Raw genomic sequence first — 22,352 nt, 5'->3', positions numbered from 1 at the left:
CTGAACGATTGTCTTTCAACATTTAATCAATTGCGTCAATGGTGTGGATTTAGAGAATTACTTAATAAAATTAAGAAATTTGGAATGCTTAAGTTTATTAACGATATTATAAAGAATAATGTTAATAAAGATAGCATTGTTGGAACCTTTAAGAAGCAGTTCTATTTGCAGTGGATTGATTTGATTATTAGACAGAATAGTTCTTTGTTGCAATTTAGTAGGCTTTCTCAAGATAGAGCAGTGAAAGAATTTGCAGAAAAAGATATTGAGCAGTTTAAAATAAACCAAATAAAATTACGTGAGAAGCTTTCATCTGCATGCCCTGAGTCTAATTGCGCTTCATATGGAAGTCCTCTAATCATGCTACAGCGTGAAAATCAGAAATCAAGAAGCAAAAAGAATATACGCGAACTTATTAAAGAAGCTGGAGAGCTTGTTCAGAAAGTTAAGCCATGTTTTATGATGTCACCTTTAAGTGTGAGTACGTATCTTGACTATGATTCTATGCAATTCGATATTGTAATATTCGATGAAGCTTCGCAGATGTTTCCATGGGATGCTATTTGCGCAATAAGTCGCGCGAAGCAAGCTATTATTGTTGGCGATTCTAAGCAAATGCCACCTACTAATTTCTTTACTACTGTTATAAATAATGGTGAAGATGATGACGAAGATGATGATGTAAGAAGCTTTGATTCTATATTAGATTTAGCTTCTGTTGTTTTGCCGCAGGTCAGATTGAGCTGGCATTATCGTAGTCGCTGTGAACAACTTATTGCTTTTTCTAATAAGAATTTTTATGATAACAAGCTTATAAGTTTCCCATCTGCTCAGTCTGATTCTGAAGGTTTAGGTATTGATTATTACTATGCAAATGGCGAATTTGATCGTTCTTCTCATAACAATAGAAAAGAAGCTGAGTATGTTGTTGATTTGATTTATAAGAACATTGATAAATACCCTAATAGAAGTTTGGGCGTTATTGCATTTAGTCAAAGTCAGCAAAATCTTATTGACAAATTGTTGTTCAGGAGGCGTCAATCTACTCCAGAAAGAGAGTTTTTCTTTGATGAGAACAAAGAGGATGCGTTCTTCATAAAGAATCTTGAAACTGTCCAAGGAGATGAGCGCGACACTATCATATTCAGCATTGGCTATGGTCATGATTCTAAAGGTATACTTTCGCTTAATTTTGGACCTTTAAATAAAGAAGGTGGCGAAAGACGCTTGAATGTTGCTGTTACAAGAGCAAAATATAATATTCAAGTTGTTTCTTCCATGCATGCGATGGATATAGATCTAAGCCGTACTGAATCAGAAGGTGTCAGACTTCTGAGGGAGTATCTTGATTTTGCAGAAAATGGTGAGATTGCTTTACAGCGCAGTGAAAGTGTTGGAAGTATGGATCAGTTTGATTCAGACTTTGAATATGAAGTCTGTGAATTCTTGCGAAATCATGGGTTCTCTGTAGACACGCAGGTAGGATGCTCTGGATTCAGGATTGATCTTGGATTAAAGATGCGCAATAGTTCCGACTATGTTTTGGCGATTGAATGTGATGGTGCTACATATCATTCGTCCAAGAATGCTCGTGATCGCGATAGGCTTCGACAGACTATTTTGGAAAATATGGGTTGGAAATTCTATAGAATTTGGTCGACTGAGTGGTTTAAGAACAGGATAGTTGAGCAAGAGAAGCTTTTGGCTGCTGCTAACGAAGCTGTAAAAATGAAATGCATTCATGAAGAAGATTCTTCGGATAGTAGTGCATCTTTGCCTGATAAACGTATAGTTTCTTCGGATAATAATTCAGTTGATTTACTTGATTCCGTTCATGGTAAGCATGTAACTCATGCAGATCCTCATCATGAATATATGGAAAATATGAGTAGTTTAGAAGAAAAATCTTCAGCAAATCTCAATAATATTACACAACCAGTTGATACTAATCATTTTTCTTTTGAAAAATACAAGATGGCTGATTGCAAAAATATTTTTGCCAAGCACAAAAATATAGGTTTTAAAGAAATTGTTAAGGATATTCTAGAAATTGAAGCTCCTCTTTCGGAAAACCTTCTTTTGCAGAGGATTGTTTGGTATTTTCAACGTGAGAAAGTTACTTCAGTCGTGCAAAAAAGTTTTGATATAAAAATGCGAGGATGCGAATATTTCGGTATTATTCGTAAGAATGGCTTTATGTATTTAGAAAATAAACCTATTGTTTTCAGATTACCTGGCGATATTGTTCGTGATTTTAGTCAGATTTCACCTGAAGAGATTGGTGAAGGAATGCTTGAGATTGTTAGTAAAAATGTTAAGGTAACAAAAGATGGTTTATATAAATTTATGGTCGAACTATATGGAAAAAAGAGAATAGGAAAACACGATACTGAAGCTTTAGATAATGCTTTATTCGCATTGATTAAATCTTGCAAAATCGTTGAAAATGATGGTCAAATAAGCTTGAGCTAATTGATGAAATATTTCATAAGCACATTACGAAGCCATATTAGTTTTCTAAAATTGGCAGTGAGAGCCTAACAAGTAATTGACAGTAACATTACTGTTTTACGAGTTTTGTGTGACGTTTAGTTTGTAAAGAGAATTGGTGAGCAATGGGTTTAATGATAACGAACAGTCTTCAAATATTTTCTGAGTGTAAAGTTGGCTTTGTCTTTATTTGTGTTAGTTGACAATGTTCTTTAAGGTTATAAGTATAACCATTATTTAAATGAGATATGTTTTTAAGATATTGTGCGTGCATGATATTCGTTAGAGCATGTTTTACGAAAAGTTAATTAAAGATGAATGCTGAGCTTTTTAACTTAACTGCAGCAAGTTTCCATCGATATTTCAACAAAACTTAGTTTTTAAACACACTTTTTGGCCTATAACCCACATTTGCACTTTACTTAGCATATTTGCGATTGACAATCCCGTATTTGTCTTATAGTCAGTTCGATTGTTATAATTGTTGCGAATTTGCAATGCAATAGTTGTATTGCTTAACAACTGAAGTAGAAGGTGAATTATGCTTTGTAATTTTTGCGGTAAAGAGAACGACGCAAATAGTCAAGTATGTGCTAATTGCGGAAATCGCTTAGGAAACCCAAATGTGCAGCAGACTGTTCAAAATACTCAGCAGCCAGCAAACGATACTTTAAATTCTGTTAAAGATGGCTTTAAGAATTTTAATGAGACAATAGATTCAGTAATTGAAGATTCAGATCCTGAGCTTTTACATAAGTACTCCTTGATTGCTTATATGGCAGCTTCTGTTGTTGCAATTATTGCTCCATTCTTGCCACTTATCACTGTAAATTGCTTTGGTCTCTCCAAGTCGTTTAATTTTGTAAACAATAATAACACTCCTGGCGATGGAATTTTCTATATAATTATTGCTATTGTTGCTTTAGTTTTTGCTTTTATGAATAAGTCAAAAATAATGATGATTGTTGGCGGTGTTGCTGCCGTATTTATGATTTTTGAGTTTTTCCATATTAATGGCAAGATATCTTCCCTCAAATCGCAGTTTGGCGGATTCTCGATGCTTGGATCTGTAAGTTATGGCATTGGTTTCTACTTATTCATTCTCTCTGCACTTGCTTTGCTTGGATCCTCTGTATTGTACTACCTGTGTGAAAGAGTGCTAAAAGCAGAGAAATAGCATTACTTTGTAACATGTTTTGTACAATGTTTATGCATGTTGACAGCTTGTGATTACATAGTCATAGACAAAGTAATTGATAATAGTGAACCCCGGCTTAGGCTGGGGTTCATTGCGTATACGGCAAAATGCGAATGATATTGAGAAACGATATCGCCCAAATATTTTAATATTTTAGGAGGCTGGAAAGTGCATAATCATAACGATGTAATTCAAACTAACGGCACTGGTTCACGCTCAAGCAGTGTGAATGCAAATGTCAACTCTTTCGATACTCATTACAATAACGCCAACGCAGCTTCCCAAGCAGCCGCAATTCACGCAAGTCATGCACATCAGCATCGTTTGCTTCTTACGCTTTCTCTTACTGCAACTGTGTTTTTTGCTGAGGTAATTGGTTCTTTTCTAACTAATTCTTTGTCGCTGCTTATAGACGCAGGTCATATGCTTACAGACATTTCAGTTCTTGCAGCTTCAACAGTTACTGCAATTCTTATGCGTCGTCGTCCAAATAGTAAGCGTACGTGGGGCTGGGCGCGTCTTGAGGTTATTACAGCTGCTGCGGGAGCTCTTATTTTACTGCTTGTAGGAGTGTATGCTCTTGTTGAAGCTGGAATGCGTCTTTTTGGTAGTGGTCATCAAGGCATTCATGATGTAAATCAGCTTCTATTCTTTGGTATTCTTGGCTTAGCTGCGAATTTAGGCTCTCTTGTAATTCTTATGTCTCAATCGCAAGACAATATGAATATGCGTGCTGCTTTTCTTGAGGTTATGAACGATGCTCTTGGATCTGTTGCAGTCGTAGTTTCAGCTATTGTAATGATGAGCACAGGTTGGGCAGGTTTTGATGCTTTAGCTGGCGGTATTATTGCGCTTCTTATGATTCCACGTGCGCTAAAGCTTCTTAAGAATGCTGTTAAGGTTCTTCTTGAGCAGACTCCTGAAGGTCTTGATTTAAACAAAGTTCGTGAACATCTAGAGCATGTTCCTCATGTTCTTGCAGTTCATGATTTGCACGCTAGTACTGTCTCTACTGGTATGCCGATTTTTATGGCACATGTCGTTGTGGATCCTAATATGACAATGTCTCAATGCTCTCATGTGCTTTCTCAGCTTCAGGACTGCTTACGCGAACATTTTCCTGTTTCTGTGTCTCACACTACTTTTCAACTTGAGCCTAAAGGCTATACAACTTCCAGTGCTTCAGAGCATCATGAATAGAGTTTATAAGGTTTTGCTTATTTATAAGTTTTGTTGCAATGAATGTGGCAGGTTTGCATAAATATGTGAATGTGTATTTCCTGTGTCGTAATCGTTTTTGAAGTAAAGTTATATTTATGCCGTTAAAAGAACTAATTGATAATACTCACAGTGAGCGCGTGCGCAGACTCGTTTCTTTAGGTCGCGCAAAGTCGCATGATTTGCAGCGTTTTTTAGTTGAAGGTCCGCAAAGTGTGCGCGAAGCTGTACGTTATGCCACAGATTCGTTATGTGATATTTATGTTACTAAAGATGCTTGTGAAGGTAATGAAAAGGAAAGTTCACAATTTTCTTCTTTGCGGGAAATAGTTAAAGAAGCTTTATCTCGATCTTGTTATGTTCATCCTGTTGAACCGAGTATTATGCAAAAAATTAGTGCTGATTCACAGGGAATTGTTGCGGTTGCTAATTCGAAATCTTTAGATGATATCTATTTTAGTGAGTTTAAAAATTTGCAACAATCAGCACAAGTAAAATCAAAAAACGATTTTAAGCCTCTTCGTATTGCAGCTTGCTGGCAGGTAAGAGATCCTGGCAATGCTGGTGCTATTATTCGCGTTGCAGATGTTGCTGGATGCGATGCTGTTGTTTTTGTTGATGATTGCGTAAGTCGTTGGAATTCTAAGCTTGTGCGTTCGACTGCAGGTTCACTATTTCATCTTCCTGTAGTGCAATTAAGCGTTCAAGACTGGTTCGAATGCGCTGCAAAATCAAATATTCGAATTATTGCAGCTGATATTTACGGAACTGACAAGATTAAACCTGTGCCATTTCCAAAAATTTTAGTCAATTCCGAGGTTATTAGCAGTTCTTTGGCTATTTTATTTGGCAATGAAGCTAGAGGCTTACCTAAAGAAGTATTGCAACAGGTTGACGATATTTCAATAATTCCAATATATGGAAAAGCAGAATCAATGAACCTTGCAACAAGTGCAGCAGTAATGCTTATGGGCTTGGCTATGTCGAGTCATGAGCGAAAAATATAACTTTGGGCAATATTTTGCAATATCGTATATAAACAATGAATATACGTATAACACAGATAGGAAGGGTGCTGTGACCGATAATAAGCCATTCGATATTAAAGCTGTAACTAAAGCAGTAAAAGAAGGTATTGCTAGCGTTACAGCTGCTCAAACTATGGAAGAGCTGAAGGCTGTTAAAACTAAGTATGCTGGCGCGCAGTCAGTGATGACTGTTGCAAGCAAAGCAATTGGTTCTTTGCCTGCAGATCAAAAGAAGGAAGTTGGCAAGGTGATGTCAACTTTGCGAGCTGATTTTGGTCGAGCTTTTGCAGAAGCTACAGAGCGAATTAAAGCCGTTGAAGAAGCTAACATGCTTTCTGCAGAGACTGTAGATATGACTCTTCCAATTAATCGTAAGCCTTTAGGTGCTCGTCATCCTATTGCTCGTATTATTGAAGATTTTGAAGACTTCTTTGTGTCTATGGGTTGGCAGATTTCTGCGGGTCCAGAAGTTGAAACTGAATGGTTTGATTTCGATGCATTGAACTTTGGACCGGATCATCCTGCGCGTCAAATGCAAGATACTTTCTACGTTCAAGGAAATCAAGCTAAGGATGCCGCAGGCTTTGTTGGTTCAAATATGGTTTTGCGCACGCAAACTTCTTCTGACCAAGTACGTGCGTTAATTGAGCGTGGAGTTCCTCTGTATATTGCTTCTCCTGGTAGAGTGTTCCGCACTGATGAACTGGATGCAACGCATACTCCAGTTTTTCATCAATGTGAAGCTTTGGCTGTGGATAAGCATTTAACAATGGCTGATTTAAAGGGTGTTCTCGATCGTTTGGCTGTTGCTATGTTTGGTCCAGATGCAAAGAGCCGTTTGCGACCAAGCTACTTCCCATTTACTGAGCCTAGTGCTGAGCTGGATCTTTGGTTCCCGGATAAAAAGGGCGGCCCAGGCTGGATTGAATGGGGTGGCTGTGGAATGGTGAATCCTAATGTCCTTAAATCTGCTGGTTTAGATCCAGAAGTTTATACTGGTTTTGCTTTCGGAGTAGGTTTGGAGCGAACTTTGCTACTTCGACATGACATTAACGATATGCATGATTTGGTTGAAGGCGATAAGCGCTTCAGTGAACAGTTTGTGATGGGGGAGTAAAACTCATGCCAATGGTAGATATTGACTGGCTTAAAGATCATGTTGAAGTGCCAGAAGGTTTAACATACGAACAGCTTGCTAAAGATTTAGTTCGTGTTGGTTTAGAGGAAGAAGAGATTCACACTTCTCAAGTTACCGGTCCAATTGTTGTCGGTTACGTAGTTGACGCAACTCCTGAACCGCAGAAAAATGGCAAAACTATTAATTGGTGCCATGTTGATGTCGGAGATAAATACAACGATGTTGACGAAAACGGTAAAAAAGTTCCTCGTGGCATTATTTGCGGTGCTCCTAATATGGCTGCTGGTGAAAAGGTTGTTGTAACTCTTCCTGGTGCTGTTCTGCCTGGAGATTTTAAGATTGAGCCGCGCAAGACTTACGGTCATATTTCTGACGGTATGTGTGCTTCAGAGCGTGAGCTTGGTTTGGGAGATAGCCACAATGGCATTATTTTGTTGCGTGAATATGGCTTTTCTAAGGCTGAATATGATGAGTTGAAGCCTGGCGATGATGTAATGGAGTTGTTGCATCTTAATAAGCCGATTTTGGAGATTAACATAACGCCTGATCGTGGTTATGCTTTCTCTTATCGTGGTGTTGCTCGCGAATATCATCATTCAACTGGTGCTGTTTATACGGATCCTGTTTCAAAGTTGAATGAGCAGGTATCGCAAATTAATGATGAAGGTCACAAGACTTCAGATATTGACGTGAGCATTGAAGATACTAATCCAATTCATGGTGTACCTGGTTGTGATCGATATTATGCGCGTGCTGTACATGGTTTTGACTCCACTTGTGCAAGCCCACGTTGGATGCAGCGTCGTTTAACGCGTGCAGGTATGCGCAGCATCTCTCTTGCTGTTGATATCACTAATTATGTCATGCTTGATTTGGGTCAACCTCTTCATGCTTATGATTTGGACAAAATTGAAGGTCCAATTGTAGTTCGCCGTGCACATGAGGGCGAACATCTTACGACTTTGGATGGCAAAGATCATGAATTGCATGTTGAGGATTTAGTTATTTGCGATTCTCCTCATGGAAACCACGGTTCACGCGTGCTTGGCTTAGCAGGTGTTATGGGAGGCATGTACGGCGAAGTTACGAGTGAAACGAAAAATATTTTGATTGAGGCAGCTCACTTTGATCCTGTTTCAATTGCTCGCACTGCTAGACGACATAAGATTCCTTCTGAGGCTTCTCGTCGTTTTGAACGTGGCGTTGATACTCAATTGCAGCCAGCAGCTGCGCAAATGGCTGCGAATCTTTTGGAACAGTTTGGTGGAGCTAAGCCATCTACATCGCCGTGTGATGTTAATAATACTCAGTCGCGAAATGTGATTGTGTTTAAAGCTAATGAAGTGCAGCGAGTTGCTGGTTTGGAAGTTGATTTGAATCGCATTAGCGATATTCTTACCGATATTGGTTGCTCTGTTGCTGGTGGTGGCAATGGATCCTTCTCCGTTCTTCCTCCAACTTGGCGTCCTGATTTGAATGAGCCTTGCGATCTAGTAGAAGAAATCGCTCGACTTATTGGATATGATGAGATTCCTGTTAAGGTTCCTGCAGTTCCTGTTACTGGTCGAACCGGTTTAACCACGCAACAGCAAACTAGGCGAGCTATTGCTTATGAGTTAGCAGAAACTGGTTTTGTTGAATCTTTAAGTTATCCATTTGTTGGTGAAGAAGACATTAAGGCTTTCCGCCAAAATGTGGACGAAGTTGCTGAAGTAAGTGTTCGTATTGCTAATCCTTTGGCTGGAGACAGACCTTGGCTTCGTCGTTCTGTTTTGATGACTTTGGCTGGCACTGTTCGACGCAATCTTCATCGTGGTTTAACAGATATTTCCATGTATGAGCTTGGTCATGTGTACTTTAGCGATCCAAATGCTCCTGCAATTCCTGCATTACCTGGTTCTGTTAGACCTTCTAATGCTGAACTTGCTGCGCTGGATGCTGGATTACCGGAACAACCTTTGCATGTTGCTGCTTTGCTAACTGGTCATGCTGAAGAAACTGGTTGGCTTGGTACTCATAGAGATGTCGATTGGAGTGATGCTGTTGAAGCACTCCAGCGAGTTGGTAAGAGAATTGGTGTTAAGTTCATTCTCGAACAGTTTAAAGCTCAAGATGCTCCATCTTCTTGGCATCCTGGTCGTAGTGCTCAAGTTTGTGTTCTTGCTGAAGATGGTTCAAGCGTCAATCTCGGTGTTGTTGGCGAATTGCATCCGCATGTTTGTGAAGCATTAGATTTGCCTAAGCATTCTGCAGCATTCGAGCTTGATCTAACTGAATTGTTTAAGAATATGCTTATGAAGCCTGTTCAAGCTAAACCAATTTCAACTTTCCCTCCTGTAAAGCAAGATTTTGCTTTCACTGCACCAATTGAGTTGAAGGCGAATGAATTGCAGTCTGCTATTGAAAAGTCTGCTGGAGATTTGCTTGAATCTGTTGAGTTGTTCGATGTGTATGAGGGTGAACAGCTTGGAGAAGGCTTGCGTTCTCTTGCTTATTCTGTAACGTTCCGAGCAAATGATAGAACGCTTTCTGGCGAAGAGATGGAAGAAGTTCGTAAGAAGATTACGGATGCTGCTGAAGTCTTGCACGCAACTTTGCGAGTGTAAAATATAATATATTTTAATTAATGCGATTGTGCATACGTTCTAATAATAGTATGCATAATCGCATTTATTGCATTATTGACTCTTTTTTCTTTTTATGTAAAGTAACATTCATTTTTTAATGAGAATCTAGCGTTTTCATGCATAATAGATATGTGTGACGAAGAACACATAAATAATTTTTTATGCATGTAGATATGTATACACATATTCGTATATATTTAATTGAAAATATGTTTATGAAAGGTTTTGATAAAACTATGATGAATCCAGAAACGGATGCAGAATCAAATAACGAAGTGTCAATAAAACAGCAACGTCCTGCAACAAAAGCAGCGCGTTTAAACGCTATTGAACAAGCGTTACTGGCAGAAGTGATTACTTCTCAATCTCAACTCGCTAAAGTGTTGGCGCGTCATGGTTTTAATGTTACTCAAGCTACTTTGAGCCGAGATTTAGATGAGTTAAATGCCGTTAAAATTCGATTGACGGATGGCAGGATTGCGTATGTGCTTGGCGATGGTACTGGCAATCGTCATGCTATGGATACTGTGCGAATTGATCAGCAAGTTGCTCGCACTTTAGCAGGTCTTGTCACTGAAGTTGGGCATGCAAATAATATTGTTGTTATTCACACTCCATCCGGCGCTGCACAATACGTTGCAAGTGTTATAGATCGTCAGCCTTTGAAAGGTATTTTAGGATCAGTTGCTGGAGATGATACTGTTATTATGGTTTGTGTTTCAAATGAAGAAGCTGAAAATCGAGCAAATTGGATGCTTTCAGTAGCTTCTCGTTAAACAATTTATTAAGAAATATTGTGGCTATTTAAATAAATATTATATTAGAAAAATTTGCAGTAACGAAAAGAATTTATACGCGTGCAGTGCATTGCTGAGCTGCGCGCGTTTTTATATGTATAACTATAATTGATATATTTTTTATATTTTATAATAACTCTTCAAAGATGATAAAAATATAATAATTTTTTAGCGCATCTGTTGATTTTATTTTATATGTATAATATGCTCTTTATTGTTTATTTATTCAATACATGACCTGGGAGGTCACTATGACTAATAAAAAACGTATTGTCTTGGCGTATTCAGGTGGCCTCGATACTTCTGTAGCAATTCCATACCTTAAAGAGCAAACAGGTCAAGACGTTGTAGCTGTGTCACTAAACGTTGGTCAGGGCGGTGAAGCGCTTGAAGTAATTAAAAATCGTGCTTTGGCTTGTGGTGCAGTTGAAGCATATGTTGTCGATGCTCGCGAAGAATTCGCAGATAACTATTGCATGCTTGCATTAAAAGCTAACGCAATGTATGAAGACGTGTATCCATTGGTTTCTGCTCTTTCTAGGCCTTTGATTACTCGACACTTAGTGAATGCAGCTCATCAATTTGATGCAGACACAATTGCGCACGGTTGCACAGGTAAAGGAAACGATCAGGTTCGTTTTGAAGTTGCAATCCAATCTTTGGATCCAGAATTAAAAGCTATTAGCCCAATTCGAGACTTGTCACTTACTCGTGATGTTGAAATAGAGTTCGCTAACAAGCATAAGCTTCCAATTGAACAGAGCAAGAAAAGCCCATATTCGATCGACCAAAACGTGTGGGGTCGTGCAATTGAAACCGGTTTCCTAGAAGATCCATGGAATGCTCCGACTGAAGAGTGCTACTCTTATACGCAAAATCCTCTTGAATCTCAAGAACCGGATGAAGTTACAATTACTTTTGAAGAAGGTATTCCAGTCGCAATTGACGGTCATAGCGTAACGCCTTTGCAAGCAATTGAAGAAATGAATGCAAGAGCTGGAGCGCAAGGAATTGGACGAATCGATATTATTGAAGATCGTCTTGTAGGAATTAAATCTCGCGAATTGTACGAAGTTCCAGGTGCTCAAGCTTTAATTGTTGCACACCAAGAGCTTGAAAATTGCTGCCTGGAGCGTGAGCAGCACAGGTTAAAGCGTGCTCTTGATAAAAAGTGGGCTGAATTTGTCTATGATGGTCAGTGGTTCTCTCCAGTTGTGCGTTCTCTTAACGCATTTATTAATGAAACTCAAGAGCATGTTTCTGGAGAAATTCGAATGACTATGTATGCTGGCAAAGCTGTAGTTACTGGACGCCGTTCTGATGAATCATTGTATGACTTTAATTTAGCAACATATGATTCTTCAGATACATTTGATCAGCGTGCTTCCAATGGATTCATTGAAATCTACGGATTGTCTAGCAAGGTTGCAGCAGCAAGAGATATGCGCGTTGCAAACAACAACTAATACGATATATAAAAAGATATAAAGGTAATAAACTATGCACGATGCAACAAAAGCAGCAGCCGCAGAACTAGAAAATAATGAAACTAATAATACTAATCACCCTATTGCATTGTGGGGTGGACGATTTAGTTCAGGTCCTTCAGCAGAGCTAGCGAAACTAAGCAAGTCCACACAATTTGATTGGCGATTAGCGGATGATGATATTGCTGGTTCTAGAGCTCATGCGCATGCGTTGCATCGTGCAGGTCTTCTTAACGAAAAAGAGTATGCTGATTTATCTTGTGCATTAGATGAATTGCAAAAGCATGTAGATGACGGAACTTTCGCACCCATTGAGGAAGATGAAGATGAAGCTACAGCGTTAGAGCGCGGTTTACTTGAAATTGCTGGAAATGAGCTTGGCGGAAAGCTTCGTGCAGGTCGCTCTAGAAATGATCAAATTGCAGCTTTAATACGTATGTTTTTGCGTAGGCATGCGCGCATTATTGCATCATTATTGTTGTCAGTTTGCCAAGCGTTGCTGAATCAATCAAAAAATGCAAAAGACGCGGTGATGCCGGGTCGCACTCATATGCAACATGCTCAACCAATTTTGCTTGCGCATCAGTTAATGGCACATGTTTGGCCGCTTTTACGAGATGTAAATCGCTTCATAGATTGGGATTTGCGTGCAGATGAAAGCCCTTATGGAGCAGGCGCTTTGGCAGGCAATACTCTTGGTCTTAATCCAGAAGAAGTAGCTAAAGAGCTTGGTTTTTCAAAAGTTTGCGCTAATTCTATAGACGCAACTGCAAGTAGAGACTTAGTTGCAGAATTTTCATTCATTGCAGCAATGGTTGGCGTTGATATATCACGATTAAGTGAAGAAATTATTATTTGGAATACTCAAGAATTTGCATTTGTTCGTTTAGATGATGCTTATTCAACTGGCTCATCGATTATGCCTCAAAAAAAGAATCCAGATATTGCAGAACTTGCTCGCGGTAAAGCTGGTAGATTAATAGGCGATTTAACTGGTTTAATGGCAACTCTTAAAGGTCTTCCTACTGCTTATGCTCGCGATTTGCAGGAAGATAAAGAAGCTGTTTTTGATCAAATTGACACTTTAGAAGTGATGCTTCCAGCTTTTGCTGGAATGGTAGAAACTATGAAATTTGATCTAAATAGACTTTATGAACAGTCTTCTACTGGTTTCGCTCTTGCTACAGATATTGCAGAATGGCTTGTAAAAATGGGTGTTCCATTCCGTAATGCTCATACTTTGTCTGGTTTGTGTGTAAAGCGAGCTGAGGAAATTGGGGGAGATCTTGCTGATTTAAGCGATGATGATTTTTCAAATATTCTAAGCGGTTTTGTTGATAGCGAAGAAATTGCGAATATTAGAACAATATTGACTAGTGCTGGATCTGTGTCTGCCAGATGCGGTCGTGGCGGTACAGCCTTCGTGCGAGTTAAAGAGCAAATTGTAGAGGCTGAAAACGCAATGGATAATTATTATAAATTTGCAAATTCGAAAAGCGATGGTTCTGCTTATATTTCGTCTATAAAATAATTTTAAAATTAGATTATTAGCTGTAACGTTATAGTGCCAAGTATCGTACGTTATGATATTTGGCACTTTTTATTATGCGTGTCGTCATGTGCTGCAAAAATTGAAAGGCTTGTGGACGCGCAAAGCGCCCGATATTTATCGGTATTCTGTATTAAGGAGATACGAATGGCTCAGGTCAGGAACTACAAGGAAGCAGGTTTTGCTTCTTTGTTTGAAGAGCTTAAGTGGCGTGGATTAATTTCACAATCTACTGATGAGCAGCAACTTGCTCAAGCGCTTGACGGAGAACCATTAACGTATTATTGCGGTTACGATCCTACTGCTGCTTCATTGCATATTGGTAATCTTGTGCAGCTCATTAATATGCGCCACTTGCAGGCTGCAGGTCACCATCCTATTGCTTTAGTTGGTGGTGCCACTGGTTTGATTGGTGACCCTCGTCAAAGCGGAGAACGCACTCTTAATTCTAAAGATATTGTGGCTGGCTGGGCTGAACGTTTGCGTAAGCAGATTGGCAGAATTTTGCCTCTTGATGGTGAAAATCCTGTTCGTTTTGTCAGCAATTACGACTGGGTTTCTAAGATGTCTGCTATCGACTTCTTGCGTGATGTTGGTAAGAATTTCCGTGTTGGCACAATGCTTTCTAAGGATATTGTTGCTCGTCGCTTAAATTCCGATGAAGGTATTTCTTTTGCTGAGTTTAGCTATCAAGTTTTGCAAGGCAACGACTTCTTGTACTTGTTTGATAATTACAACGTAACTTTGCAACTTGGTGGTTCGGATCAGTGGGGTAATCTCACTTCCGGCATGGATTTGATTCGTAAGGTTCGTGGCGCATCCGTAAATGTGTTTACTAGCCCAATTATTACAGATAATCAAGGTCGTAAGTTTGGTAAGTCAGAAGGTAACGCCATGTGGCTTGATCCTTCTATGCTTAGTCCTTATCGCTTCTACCAGTTCTGGTTCAATCAGCCTGATGATGAAGTTGTTAAGTTGCTTAAAGTGTTCACTTTCTTGCCAAAAGATGAAATTGAGCGTTTGGCTCAGCAAATTCAGGATGATCCTGGAAGTCGTGAAGCTCAGCGCGTGCTTGCGTGGGAAGTTACAAGTTTCGTTCACGGTGAAGATTTAACGAACCAGGCTATTGAAGCTTCTTCCGCTTTGTTTGGACGTGGTGATCTTTGCAATATTGATGAGCAGACTCTTGAAGCTGCTCTAGATGGCGTTAAGGTTAAGGCTGAAGACGGTAGTTTAGATTTCGCTAAGGCTAAAGTTGCAGATCGTGTTGTTGAGGCTGCAGTTGCCGCAGGTCTATTCCGCACTGTTTCCGAAGCTCGTCGCGCTATTGAAGCAGGCGGTTTGTATCTAAATAATGAACGTGTAAGTGGTGTCGACGATGTGTTAAGTGAGGGCTCTTTCTTGCACGGTCGTTTCGCTTTGCTTCGCCGCGGCAAGAAAGCTATCGGTGCCGTAGAGCGCGCTTAATAAATGTTTGTGATTTATTAAAAAATACATCTGTTGTAAGCTTGCTGCTTGATGTATGCTATAGCTTGCTTACAGCAGATGTTTAGTTGTTTTATGAATATAATTAAAATGTGATTTTGTAATAAAATTGCACATAGATGAGAGGTATGCCAGAATGGGCGAAGAACGCGAACACTCGCGGAGTGGTAAGAAATCTTTTGGTGAACGTGGCGGATTTGGTCATCGCAATGGTAGTAAAAGTAGCGAGCGTCGCGGCGGTTTCCATAAAGATGGTTTCCATAAAGGCGGTTTTAAGAAGGGTGGTTTCCGCCGTAATGATGATGACCGTGAAGAGAGCTTCCGCTCTGGCGTAAAGCGTGATGGTGATCATCGTTTTAACCGTCATGACGATCGTAAAGATGACCGTCGCGGTGGTTTTAAGAAGAATGGTTTTAAGAAGGACGGATTCCGCTCAGAGAATCGCGATAATGATCGTCGCTTTGATCGTAACCGTCATTTTGATCGTATAGATGATCGTCGCTCTAGAGATTTTGAACATTCTGGTGAAGAAGGTGGCAACCCACGCTACAAGAAGTTTGATGGTGAGCATCGTTTTAACCATCGTGACGATCGCAGGGATAATCGTCGTGAGAACCATCGCAATGGCGATTTCCATAAAGATTTCCATAAAGGCTCTAAGGGTGGCTTCCGTGATGATCGCAGAGACGATCGTCGCGATGAGCGCAGAGATAATGAGCGTCGTTTTGATCGTCGTGACAATCGTATAGATGACCGTCGCACAAATTCGCGTAGTAACTTCCGCTTTGAAGATGGTCCACGCCGCAATTCTGACGGAACTGTTTCTTATCCATCTCAAAATCCTTATACAGCACGCCGCCCTGGTGAGCCTAAGATGCCAAAAGGTTTGGAATGGGCAATGCTTTCTAAAGAAGATCGCGAGCGTTTGCGCGGTCTTTCAAAAGAGCATGCTGAAAATATTGGTCTTCATATTCTTGCAGCCTATACTTTGCAAGAAGAAAATCCTGAACTTGCATTAGAACATGCAAAGTGGGCTGCTAAGCAAGCTTCTCGTATTGATTTTGCTCGCGAAACTTTAGCTTTTGTGGCCTATCGTCAGGGCGATTACAAGCTTGCTTCTAAGGAATTCCGCACTGCAATGCGAATGAATGGCTACCTTGATTATTTGCCATTTATTGCCGATTGCGAGCGCGGTATGGGAAATCTAGATAAGGCTTTAGAAATTTGCATGTCAGATGAAGCAAAAACCTTAAGAGGAGAAGTAAAAGCCGAAATGTTCCTCGTTTATGCAGGCGTTTTGGCTGATACTGGTCATGCTGATAAGGCTATTGAATTGGTTCATGCAATGGGTCGTTCAAAGGGTCTTCCTGGGGAGTATCGTATGCGTGCAGTTCAAGCAGAACAATACTTCTTGGAAGAAGCCGGTCGTAGTGACGAAGCAATTGAATTAGAGTCTTTGCTTGATAAGCTTGAGCAACAGTATGCAGATGTTGATGACGAAGATATAAATCCTGATGATATTGTTATCGACTATGATTTAGAGCATTTGAATGATGACATGATGGATGAAATTGGCATGAGTGAAGATGATGCTCAATTTGCTCCTGATGAAGAATCTGATGAAGAATCTGAAGTAACTGAAGATTCTGAAGATTTAGAAGACTCAGAAGAGACAAGTAACTCTGAGAATGCGGATAATACGGATACTATCGAGATGAGTGCTGTTCACGCTGACGAAGAGTAGTTCGTAACATTTGAATATTTGCGCCCGGCTGCTTTTAAGTAAGCCGGGCACTTGCTGCTTTAAGAGTTGATATTTATAAAATAGGCTTAATAAAATTTGAATCTAAATTAAGTGCAGTGTTTAGCAAACTTAAATGAGGTATAGTATGCAAGTTGAAACGAAAAAGAATTTTTCTTCATGTAATCGTCCGTTAAGCGATGCATTTCGTCTAGCACTGCTTGATTTAGATGGTGTTGTATATCGTGGTGGAAATGCTGTTGAATATGCGTCTGATTCCATTTTGTTTGCGCAAAAAAATGGAATGGCAATTGAATACACAACTAATAATTCTTCGCGTTTCCAATCTGTTGTTGCAAAACAACTGGAAAGTTTTGGCTTAAAAGTAGAACCATGGCAGATTATAACGTCTTCTGTTGTTGCAGCAAGAATGGTAGCTCGCAATGTTGAGAAAGGATCTAAAGTTCTTGTTCTCGGCGCTGAACATTTGCGTCAAGAAGTGCAACGCGTAGGATTACAACTAGTAGATTCGTGCGAAGATAACCCTAAAGCTGTTATTCAAGGCTGGTATCCTCAAATGACTTGGCAAGAAATGGCGGAAGTTTCTTTCGCTGTTGAGCATGGTGCAAAATATTTCGTTACTAACCGCGACTTAACTATTCCAAGAGAGCATGGTATTGCTCCTGGATGCGGTTCCATGATTCAAGCTGTTATTAATGCTACGGGTGTGGAGCCTATTTCGTCTGCTGGAAAACCAGAATCTGCAATGTATGATGAAGCAAGGTTTTTGGTTGCTGCTAATGCTAAGCATGATGATTCTGAATGTGAAGAATACACTGAAAAAGACGAGTATGGGAATCCTGTAATTAGTATTGAGCATTCATTAGCAGTTGGAGATCGTTTAGATACTGATATTGAGGCTGGGACAAGAGGAGGCTATGCTTCTCTGCTTGTTCTTACTGGAGTTACAGATCCTTGCATGCTTATGCTTGCACCAAAACATTTGCGTCCAAGTTTTGTTTCTAAAGACTTGCGAGGATTAAACGAATCTCATAATGCTCCTGAACGCGTTAACGGTACTACTTTTACTTGTGAAGATGCTATAGCAAGAGTTGTGAATAATAATATTATTGAAGTTAATAACACCAACGATTGCAATGCTTTGAGAGCTGCTTGTGCGCTGGCATGGAGTTTGCAAGATTGCGGTGAAAATATGGAAAATTATACTCTTCCGGAGTTTTCCTTATGACTGTGAATGAGGATTTAAGTAAACTTTCAAATAACAATATTTCACAACGTTTAGATTGTGCTTTGGTTAGTCGTGGTTTAGCAGAAAGTAGGACAACTGCTCAGCGTTTAATTCATGCTGGCGTAGTGAGTGTTGACAATCGAAATATTACAAAATCCTCATTTTTAGTAAACAATTCACATGCAATAACAATCGATGAATCAAAAAATACGCAATCTTGTATTAGATACGTTTCTCGCGGAGCGCTTAAGTTAGAAGGTGCTTTCGAAGCGTTTTCTAAAAATGGTTTAACTACTTCCAAATCAACTAAAGCTCTAGATATAGGTGCATCAACGGGCGGTTTTTGCGACGTTCTTTTGCAAAGAGGCGTTCATTCTGTAATAGCTTTAGATGTTGGTCATGGTCAATTGCATCCAAAAATAGCTAACAATTCACATGTAATTGAAATGAGCGGTGTAAATATTCGAAATGTGTACGAAGAAAACTTGCCATATAAGCCAAATCTTATAGTTTCTGACGTTTCTTTTATTTCTCTAACGCTTGTTATTCCAGTAATTTCTAGAATAGCTCAATTGCATGCAGATATTGTGCTTTTAGTTAAGCCGCAATTTGAAGTAGGAAAAGGAAACCTTGGAAAAGGTGGAATAGTAACTGACGAAACTTTAAAAATTAAAGCTTTAGAAACAATAAAAAGTTGTGCAAATCAAAACGGTCTAAAGGTTATCTCCTCTTGTGAATCTCCTATTGAAGGAACACATGGCAATACGGAGTATCTTCTTTATGCGCGTTACGAGAAATAAGAAATAAGTTAATCATTGAATGTTTAACATTTTTCAATATGTATCCTAACAATTACAATAGTAGTAGTTGTGTTTAAACAGTACGAAGGGGCTGTATATGCAGGAACATTTCGATACTAATTCCGCTTCGGCGGCTCGTCGTGCTCTTGTAGTTACTCACGCTAGGATTGATGTTCACAGTAATGTGGTAAATCAAGTCAAGACTCAACTTATTAAAGCTGGATTCGTTGTTGACGTATTCAACAGTGCTTCTGTGTCTGATTTTGCTAAAAAAACTACTCGTATAGTTGACGAAAATACAGAAATAGTTGTGGTGCTAGGGGGAGATGGCACCATGCTTCAGGCTGCTGAGTTAGTGCATTGTACTACTGTTCCAATTATCGGCATAAATCTTGGCCATGTTGGTTTTTTGGCAGAATTTGAAAGTTTTCAAATTAATGATGCTATTCGTAGGATTGCAAACAAGGATTACACTATTGACAGGAGAATGGAAGCTCATGTAGATGTGTGGCTTCCTGGCGAAAGCGAGCCTTTAAGTGATTGGGCGTTGAACGATATAACTCTTGATCGCGAAGACAGAGGTCGAATGGTAGAACTTTCAATACGAGTAGACGATGTTGAAATGTCATCTTTTGGTTGCGATGGTGTAATAGTTTCAACTCCTACTGGTTCTACAGCTTACGCATTTTCAGCAGGTGGATCAATTATGTGGCCAAATGTAGAAGCATTGCAATTAGTGCCATTAGCTGCTCATGCTCTTTTTGCGCGTCCTCTAATTATTGGTGCCGGTTCTACTTTTACTATTGACATTCTTAATGAATCGTCTTCTGGAGGTTGGATTTGTTGCGACGGTAGAAGACAGCGTGCGCTCCCTCAGGGATCAAGGATTCAAGTTCGTCAATCAAAAGATGAGCTATTATTAGCTAGACTTTCTGGCGCTCCTTTTACGAAGCGTTTAGTTACAAAATTTGATTTGCCAATAGTTGGATGGCGTGAGCACAATAATAATTCTTTAAAATGAATTATTTAAGTAGAAAATAATATTAAATATAGCATTTATAAAACGAGGTACAGCGTGCTTGAAGAGTTAGAAATACGTAATCTTGGGCCAATTTCACATGCGCTTATTACTCCTTCGTCTCACATGACAGCTATTACGGGCGAAACAGGTGCCGGAAAGTCAATGCTTTTAAGTGCTATCAAGCTTATTTCTGGATCCAAAGCAGAAGTTGCAAGGATTTCTCCAAATGCTAAAGAAGCGTGGGTCCAAGGCATATTTAGTATTCCTAAAACAAGTGAATTAGTAGATGCTGTTGGCAAATCCGGTATTGAATTAGAGCCTTCAGAAAATGACGAAAATAAATCAGATATGTATGTTTCTAGAACAGTACCACAAGAAGGTCGTTCAAGAGCAACAATTTCTGGTTTCGCAGTACCAAAAACAGTTCTTGAACAAGTATGTTCTCGATTGATAGTGATTCATGGACAAAGTGACCAATTACGCATAGCAACAAATTCAAAACAATGCGAATTGCTTGATACTGTATCTAAAAATAGTGAATTACTTAAGCAATACGCATGTGCGTATCAAGCGTGGAAAGATGCTAAAGAAACATGTAACCGACTAGAAAATCAAGCGTCTTCTTCACGGCAACGTGCAGATTACCTTAGAGAATCATTAGCGCGAATACGAGATGTGAATCCTCTCCCTAATGAAGATAAAGAATTGCGCGCAAAAAGAGAAAGAATTGAGAATTCTGCTCAAATTGTCAAAGCAGTGAGCATTGCGCTCGCATCCCTTGATTCCAGTCAAATAGATTGTGGTGCTTCAGAATCATCTGAAGATGCTTGTTTCCTTGTAGATAAAGCTTCTCAAGCATTACGAAATATTCGTGTAGATGATTCTTTCAATTCTATTGCAAATCAACTTGACGATATTCATGCTCAACTTGACGATATCGTAATGCAGCTTGCTCAACAGTTGGATATCGATGTAAGTGAAAAAGATTTAGATGATTTAAATTCTCGTATTCATGATCTTACTGATTTAACTCGTAGGTGGGGCCCAACATTAGATGATGTACTTGATTGGTCCGAAAAAGCTCAGTTTGAACTTGAAGATTTAGATGATTCTCCTGAAGCTATTGCCAAAGCGCGTGCTAAATGTGCTCAACGATATGATGATGCTCTTAAACTTGCTGAAGAATTATATAAAACTCGTTTAAATGCAGCTCATGATTTTGGCACTTTAGTTAGTGAAGAATTAAACTCTTTGGCCATGCCAGGTGCTCAATTAATTATCAGTGTAAATAAGCGTTGCGAAGATTTATCTGGTTCTATTCCGCTTGATGCTAACGGATGTGATGATGTAGAGTTTTTGTTCCGACCATTTCCTGCTTCTTCAGATTTGCCGATGAGCAAAAGTGCTTCTGGTGGTGAATTAAGTAGGCTTATGCTTGCAATTGAGCTTGTTATTGCGAAGTTGACAGATTGCGACGAAGAAAATATGACATTTATTTTCGACGAAGTAGATTCTGGTGTTGGTGGTGTTGCGGCAGTAGAGCTAGGTAAACGTTTGGCTCAACTTTCTAAACATGCTCAAGTTATTGTTGTTACTCATTTAGCTCAGGTTGCTTCTTTTGCAGATGTACAATTTGCAGTACAAAAAAATCTTGTTGAAAATGGCGATAATAGCGAGAATAGCTCTTTTGCTAAAGTTGCAAATACTTCTGTTATTGAGCTTAATGATTTGATGCGTGAACAAGAGATTGCTAGGATGCTTGATGGAAGTGAATCAAAAACTTCACTAGAACATGCTCGTGAACTATTGAATGCAAGTAGGAAGATCATTGATGGATTTACAAAATAATTCGTCTATTGTTGCAGCGATTTTTGATTTTGACGGCACATTACTTGATTCTTTAAGCGTTTGGGATGATATTGATCGAGTAAGTTTTGCGAAACGTGGTATGAGCGTTCCCTCAATCTTTGCTAGTACAACTGCAACAATGAATCCTAGACAAATTGCAGAATATGTTATTAAAAATTACGGGTTCACTGATTCTCCTGAAGCTTTGATGAAGGAGTGGTCAGATATGGCTTTTGACGCTTATGCTAATCATCTTCCGCTAAGAAAAGGCGCGTATGAATATGTGCATTATTTGCATTCTAATGGTGTAAAGCTTTTTCTTGCCACAACTCTTTCTAAACGCTTGTGTATTCCAGCTTTAAAAAGAGTTGGTATTTTTGATTGTTTTGATTTTCTTCATTTTGGAGAAGATTTATCTGAAAAAGGTAAGCATAGTCCTAAAACTTATACCGATATTGCTAATCAGCTTAAAGCAGATCCAGCTGAATGCATAGTTTTTGAAGATTCTGCTACAGCTTTATGTTCAGCTCAGCAAGCTGGTATGCAAACATGCGGAGTAGTTGATAATTCAAACGTAAAAATTGATTTAGATTCGTCGTTTAATAAGTGTTTAGCAGTATTCTCTGATTTTTCTTTCGCTCCAAAAATCAGCGATATAAGTTGAAAATATGCTATT

16 protein-coding genes are annotated in these 22,352 nt (G+C 39.2%); all 16 read left to right on the top strand.

Features of this window, described 5'->3' with window-relative positions; all coding sequences use genetic code 11:
- Window positions 1-84 precede the first annotated feature (84 nt).
- The 16 genes from HXT58_RS03080 (at window position 85) to HXT58_RS03005 (ending at window position 22,340) form a co-directional block, all read left to right on the top strand.
- A complete protein-coding gene (locus HXT58_RS03080; protein WP_415705924.1) occupies window positions 85-2,472 on the top strand; it encodes an AAA domain-containing protein in 2,388 nt (795 codons plus the stop codon).
- Between the two features lie 559 nt (window positions 2,473-3,031).
- Window positions 3,032-3,667 (top strand): zinc ribbon domain-containing protein, encoded by a 636-nt coding sequence (locus HXT58_RS03075; protein ID WP_004119400.1) that lies wholly within the window; start codon window positions 3,032-3,034, stop codon window positions 3,665-3,667.
- 189 nt (window positions 3,668-3,856) lie between these two features.
- The gene (locus tag HXT58_RS03070) at window positions 3,857-4,888 is read left to right on the top strand and encodes a cation diffusion facilitator family transporter (protein WP_410294523.1); all 1,032 of its coding nucleotides are present in this window, start codon (window positions 3,857-3,859) and stop codon (window positions 4,886-4,888) included.
- Between the two features lie 116 nt (window positions 4,889-5,004).
- Window positions 5,005-5,913 carry a TrmH family RNA methyltransferase gene (locus HXT58_RS03065; RefSeq protein ID WP_410294522.1) on the top strand — a complete coding sequence of 303 codons (909 nt, stop codon included), beginning with the start codon at window positions 5,005-5,007 and terminating at the stop codon, window positions 5,911-5,913.
- A 70-nt stretch (window positions 5,914-5,983) separates the two neighbouring features.
- The gene (gene pheS, locus HXT58_RS03060) at window positions 5,984-7,051 is read left to right on the top strand and encodes a phenylalanine--tRNA ligase subunit alpha (RefSeq protein WP_032842538.1); all 1,068 of its coding nucleotides are present in this window, start codon (window positions 5,984-5,986) and stop codon (window positions 7,049-7,051) included.
- A 5-nt stretch (window positions 7,052-7,056) separates the two neighbouring features.
- Window positions 7,057-9,678 (top strand): phenylalanine--tRNA ligase subunit beta, encoded by a 2,622-nt coding sequence (gene pheT / locus HXT58_RS03055; protein WP_116442693.1) that lies wholly within the window; start codon window positions 7,057-7,059, stop codon window positions 9,676-9,678.
- Between the two features lie 257 nt (window positions 9,679-9,935).
- Window positions 9,936-10,475 carry an arginine repressor gene (locus tag HXT58_RS03050; protein ID WP_032842537.1) on the top strand — a complete coding sequence of 180 codons (540 nt, stop codon included), beginning with the start codon at window positions 9,936-9,938 and terminating at the stop codon, window positions 10,473-10,475.
- Window positions 10,476-10,747: 272 nt separating this feature from the next.
- Complete coding sequence (locus HXT58_RS03045) at window positions 10,748-11,962, top strand: argininosuccinate synthase (RefSeq protein ID WP_116442694.1); 1,215 nt, start codon at window positions 10,748-10,750, stop codon at window positions 11,960-11,962.
- A 34-nt stretch (window positions 11,963-11,996) separates the two neighbouring features.
- The gene (gene argH, locus HXT58_RS03040) at window positions 11,997-13,514 is read left to right on the top strand and encodes an argininosuccinate lyase (RefSeq protein WP_415688480.1); all 1,518 of its coding nucleotides are present in this window, start codon (window positions 11,997-11,999) and stop codon (window positions 13,512-13,514) included.
- A gap of 165 nt (window positions 13,515-13,679) precedes the next feature.
- On the top strand, window positions 13,680-14,999 hold the full coding sequence (gene tyrS, locus HXT58_RS03035; protein ID WP_004119411.1) for a tyrosine--tRNA ligase: 1,320 nt from the start codon (window positions 13,680-13,682) through the stop codon (window positions 14,997-14,999).
- Between the two features lie 154 nt (window positions 15,000-15,153).
- Window positions 15,154-16,761 carry a hypothetical protein gene (locus HXT58_RS03030; protein WP_415688481.1) on the top strand — a complete coding sequence of 536 codons (1,608 nt, stop codon included), beginning with the start codon at window positions 15,154-15,156 and terminating at the stop codon, window positions 16,759-16,761.
- 145 nt (window positions 16,762-16,906) lie between these two features.
- Window positions 16,907-18,007, top strand: a complete 1,101-nt coding sequence (locus HXT58_RS03025) for an HAD-IIA family hydrolase (RefSeq protein ID WP_415688482.1) — start codon at window positions 16,907-16,909, stop codon at window positions 18,005-18,007.
- The gene (locus tag HXT58_RS03020) at window positions 18,004-18,807 is read left to right on the top strand and encodes a TlyA family RNA methyltransferase (RefSeq protein WP_004119418.1); all 804 of its coding nucleotides are present in this window, start codon (window positions 18,004-18,006) and stop codon (window positions 18,805-18,807) included. The genes HXT58_RS03025 and HXT58_RS03020 overlap by 4 nt, the downstream gene beginning before the upstream one ends.
- Window positions 18,808-18,904: 97 nt before the next feature.
- A complete protein-coding gene (locus HXT58_RS03015) occupies window positions 18,905-19,828 on the top strand; it encodes an NAD kinase (RefSeq protein WP_112928631.1) in 924 nt (307 codons plus the stop codon).
- 54 nt (window positions 19,829-19,882) lie between these two features.
- Entirely contained in the window at window positions 19,883-21,676 is a 1,794-nt protein-coding gene (gene recN / locus HXT58_RS03010) for a DNA repair protein RecN (RefSeq protein WP_421775602.1), read from the top strand.
- Window positions 21,660-22,340 (top strand): HAD family hydrolase, encoded by a 681-nt coding sequence (locus HXT58_RS03005; protein ID WP_101886023.1) that lies wholly within the window; start codon window positions 21,660-21,662, stop codon window positions 22,338-22,340. Before recN ends, HXT58_RS03005 begins: the two co-directional genes overlap by 17 nt.
- Window positions 22,341-22,352: the final 12 nt, after the last annotated feature.

It is taken from the genome of Gardnerella sp. KA01000 (assembly GCF_049244035.1).
GTDB classification, from domain to species: Bacteria; Actinomycetota; Actinomycetes; order Actinomycetales; family Bifidobacteriaceae; genus Bifidobacterium; species Bifidobacterium leopoldii.
This window is presented reverse-complemented; position numbering and strand designations above follow the sequence as displayed.

Bases quoted from the DNA above. Each gene is read 5' to 3' on its own strand.
- HXT58_RS03075 (WP_004119400.1), top strand. From the start codon at position 3,032: ATGCTTTGTAATTTTTGCGGTAAAGAGAACGACGCAAATAGTCAAGTA.
- HXT58_RS03050 (WP_032842537.1), top strand. From the start codon at position 9,936: ATGATGAATCCAGAAACGGATGCAGAATCAAATAACGAAGTGTCAATA.
- HXT58_RS03020 (WP_004119418.1), top strand. From the start codon at position 18,004: ATGACTGTGAATGAGGATTTAAGTAAACTTTCAAATAACAATATTTCA.
- HXT58_RS03065 (WP_410294522.1), top strand. From the start codon at position 5,005: ATGCCGTTAAAAGAACTAATTGATAATACTCACAGTGAGCGCGTGCGC.
- HXT58_RS03005 (WP_101886023.1), top strand. From the start codon at position 21,660: ATGGATTTACAAAATAATTCGTCTATTGTTGCAGCGATTTTTGATTTT.
- HXT58_RS03030 (WP_415688481.1), top strand. From the start codon at position 15,154: ATGGGCGAAGAACGCGAACACTCGCGGAGTGGTAAGAAATCTTTTGGT.
- tyrS (WP_004119411.1), top strand. From the start codon at position 13,680: ATGGCTCAGGTCAGGAACTACAAGGAAGCAGGTTTTGCTTCTTTGTTT.
- pheT (WP_116442693.1), top strand. From the start codon at position 7,057: ATGCCAATGGTAGATATTGACTGGCTTAAAGATCATGTTGAAGTGCCA.
- HXT58_RS03080 (WP_415705924.1), top strand. From the start codon at position 85: ATGCTTAAGTTTATTAACGATATTATAAAGAATAATGTTAATAAAGAT.
- argH (WP_415688480.1), top strand. From the start codon at position 11,997: ATGCACGATGCAACAAAAGCAGCAGCCGCAGAACTAGAAAATAATGAA.
- HXT58_RS03045 (WP_116442694.1), top strand. From the start codon at position 10,748: ATGACTAATAAAAAACGTATTGTCTTGGCGTATTCAGGTGGCCTCGAT.
- HXT58_RS03025 (WP_415688482.1), top strand. From the start codon at position 16,907: ATGCAAGTTGAAACGAAAAAGAATTTTTCTTCATGTAATCGTCCGTTA.
- HXT58_RS03015 (WP_112928631.1), top strand. From the start codon at position 18,905: ATGCAGGAACATTTCGATACTAATTCCGCTTCGGCGGCTCGTCGTGCT.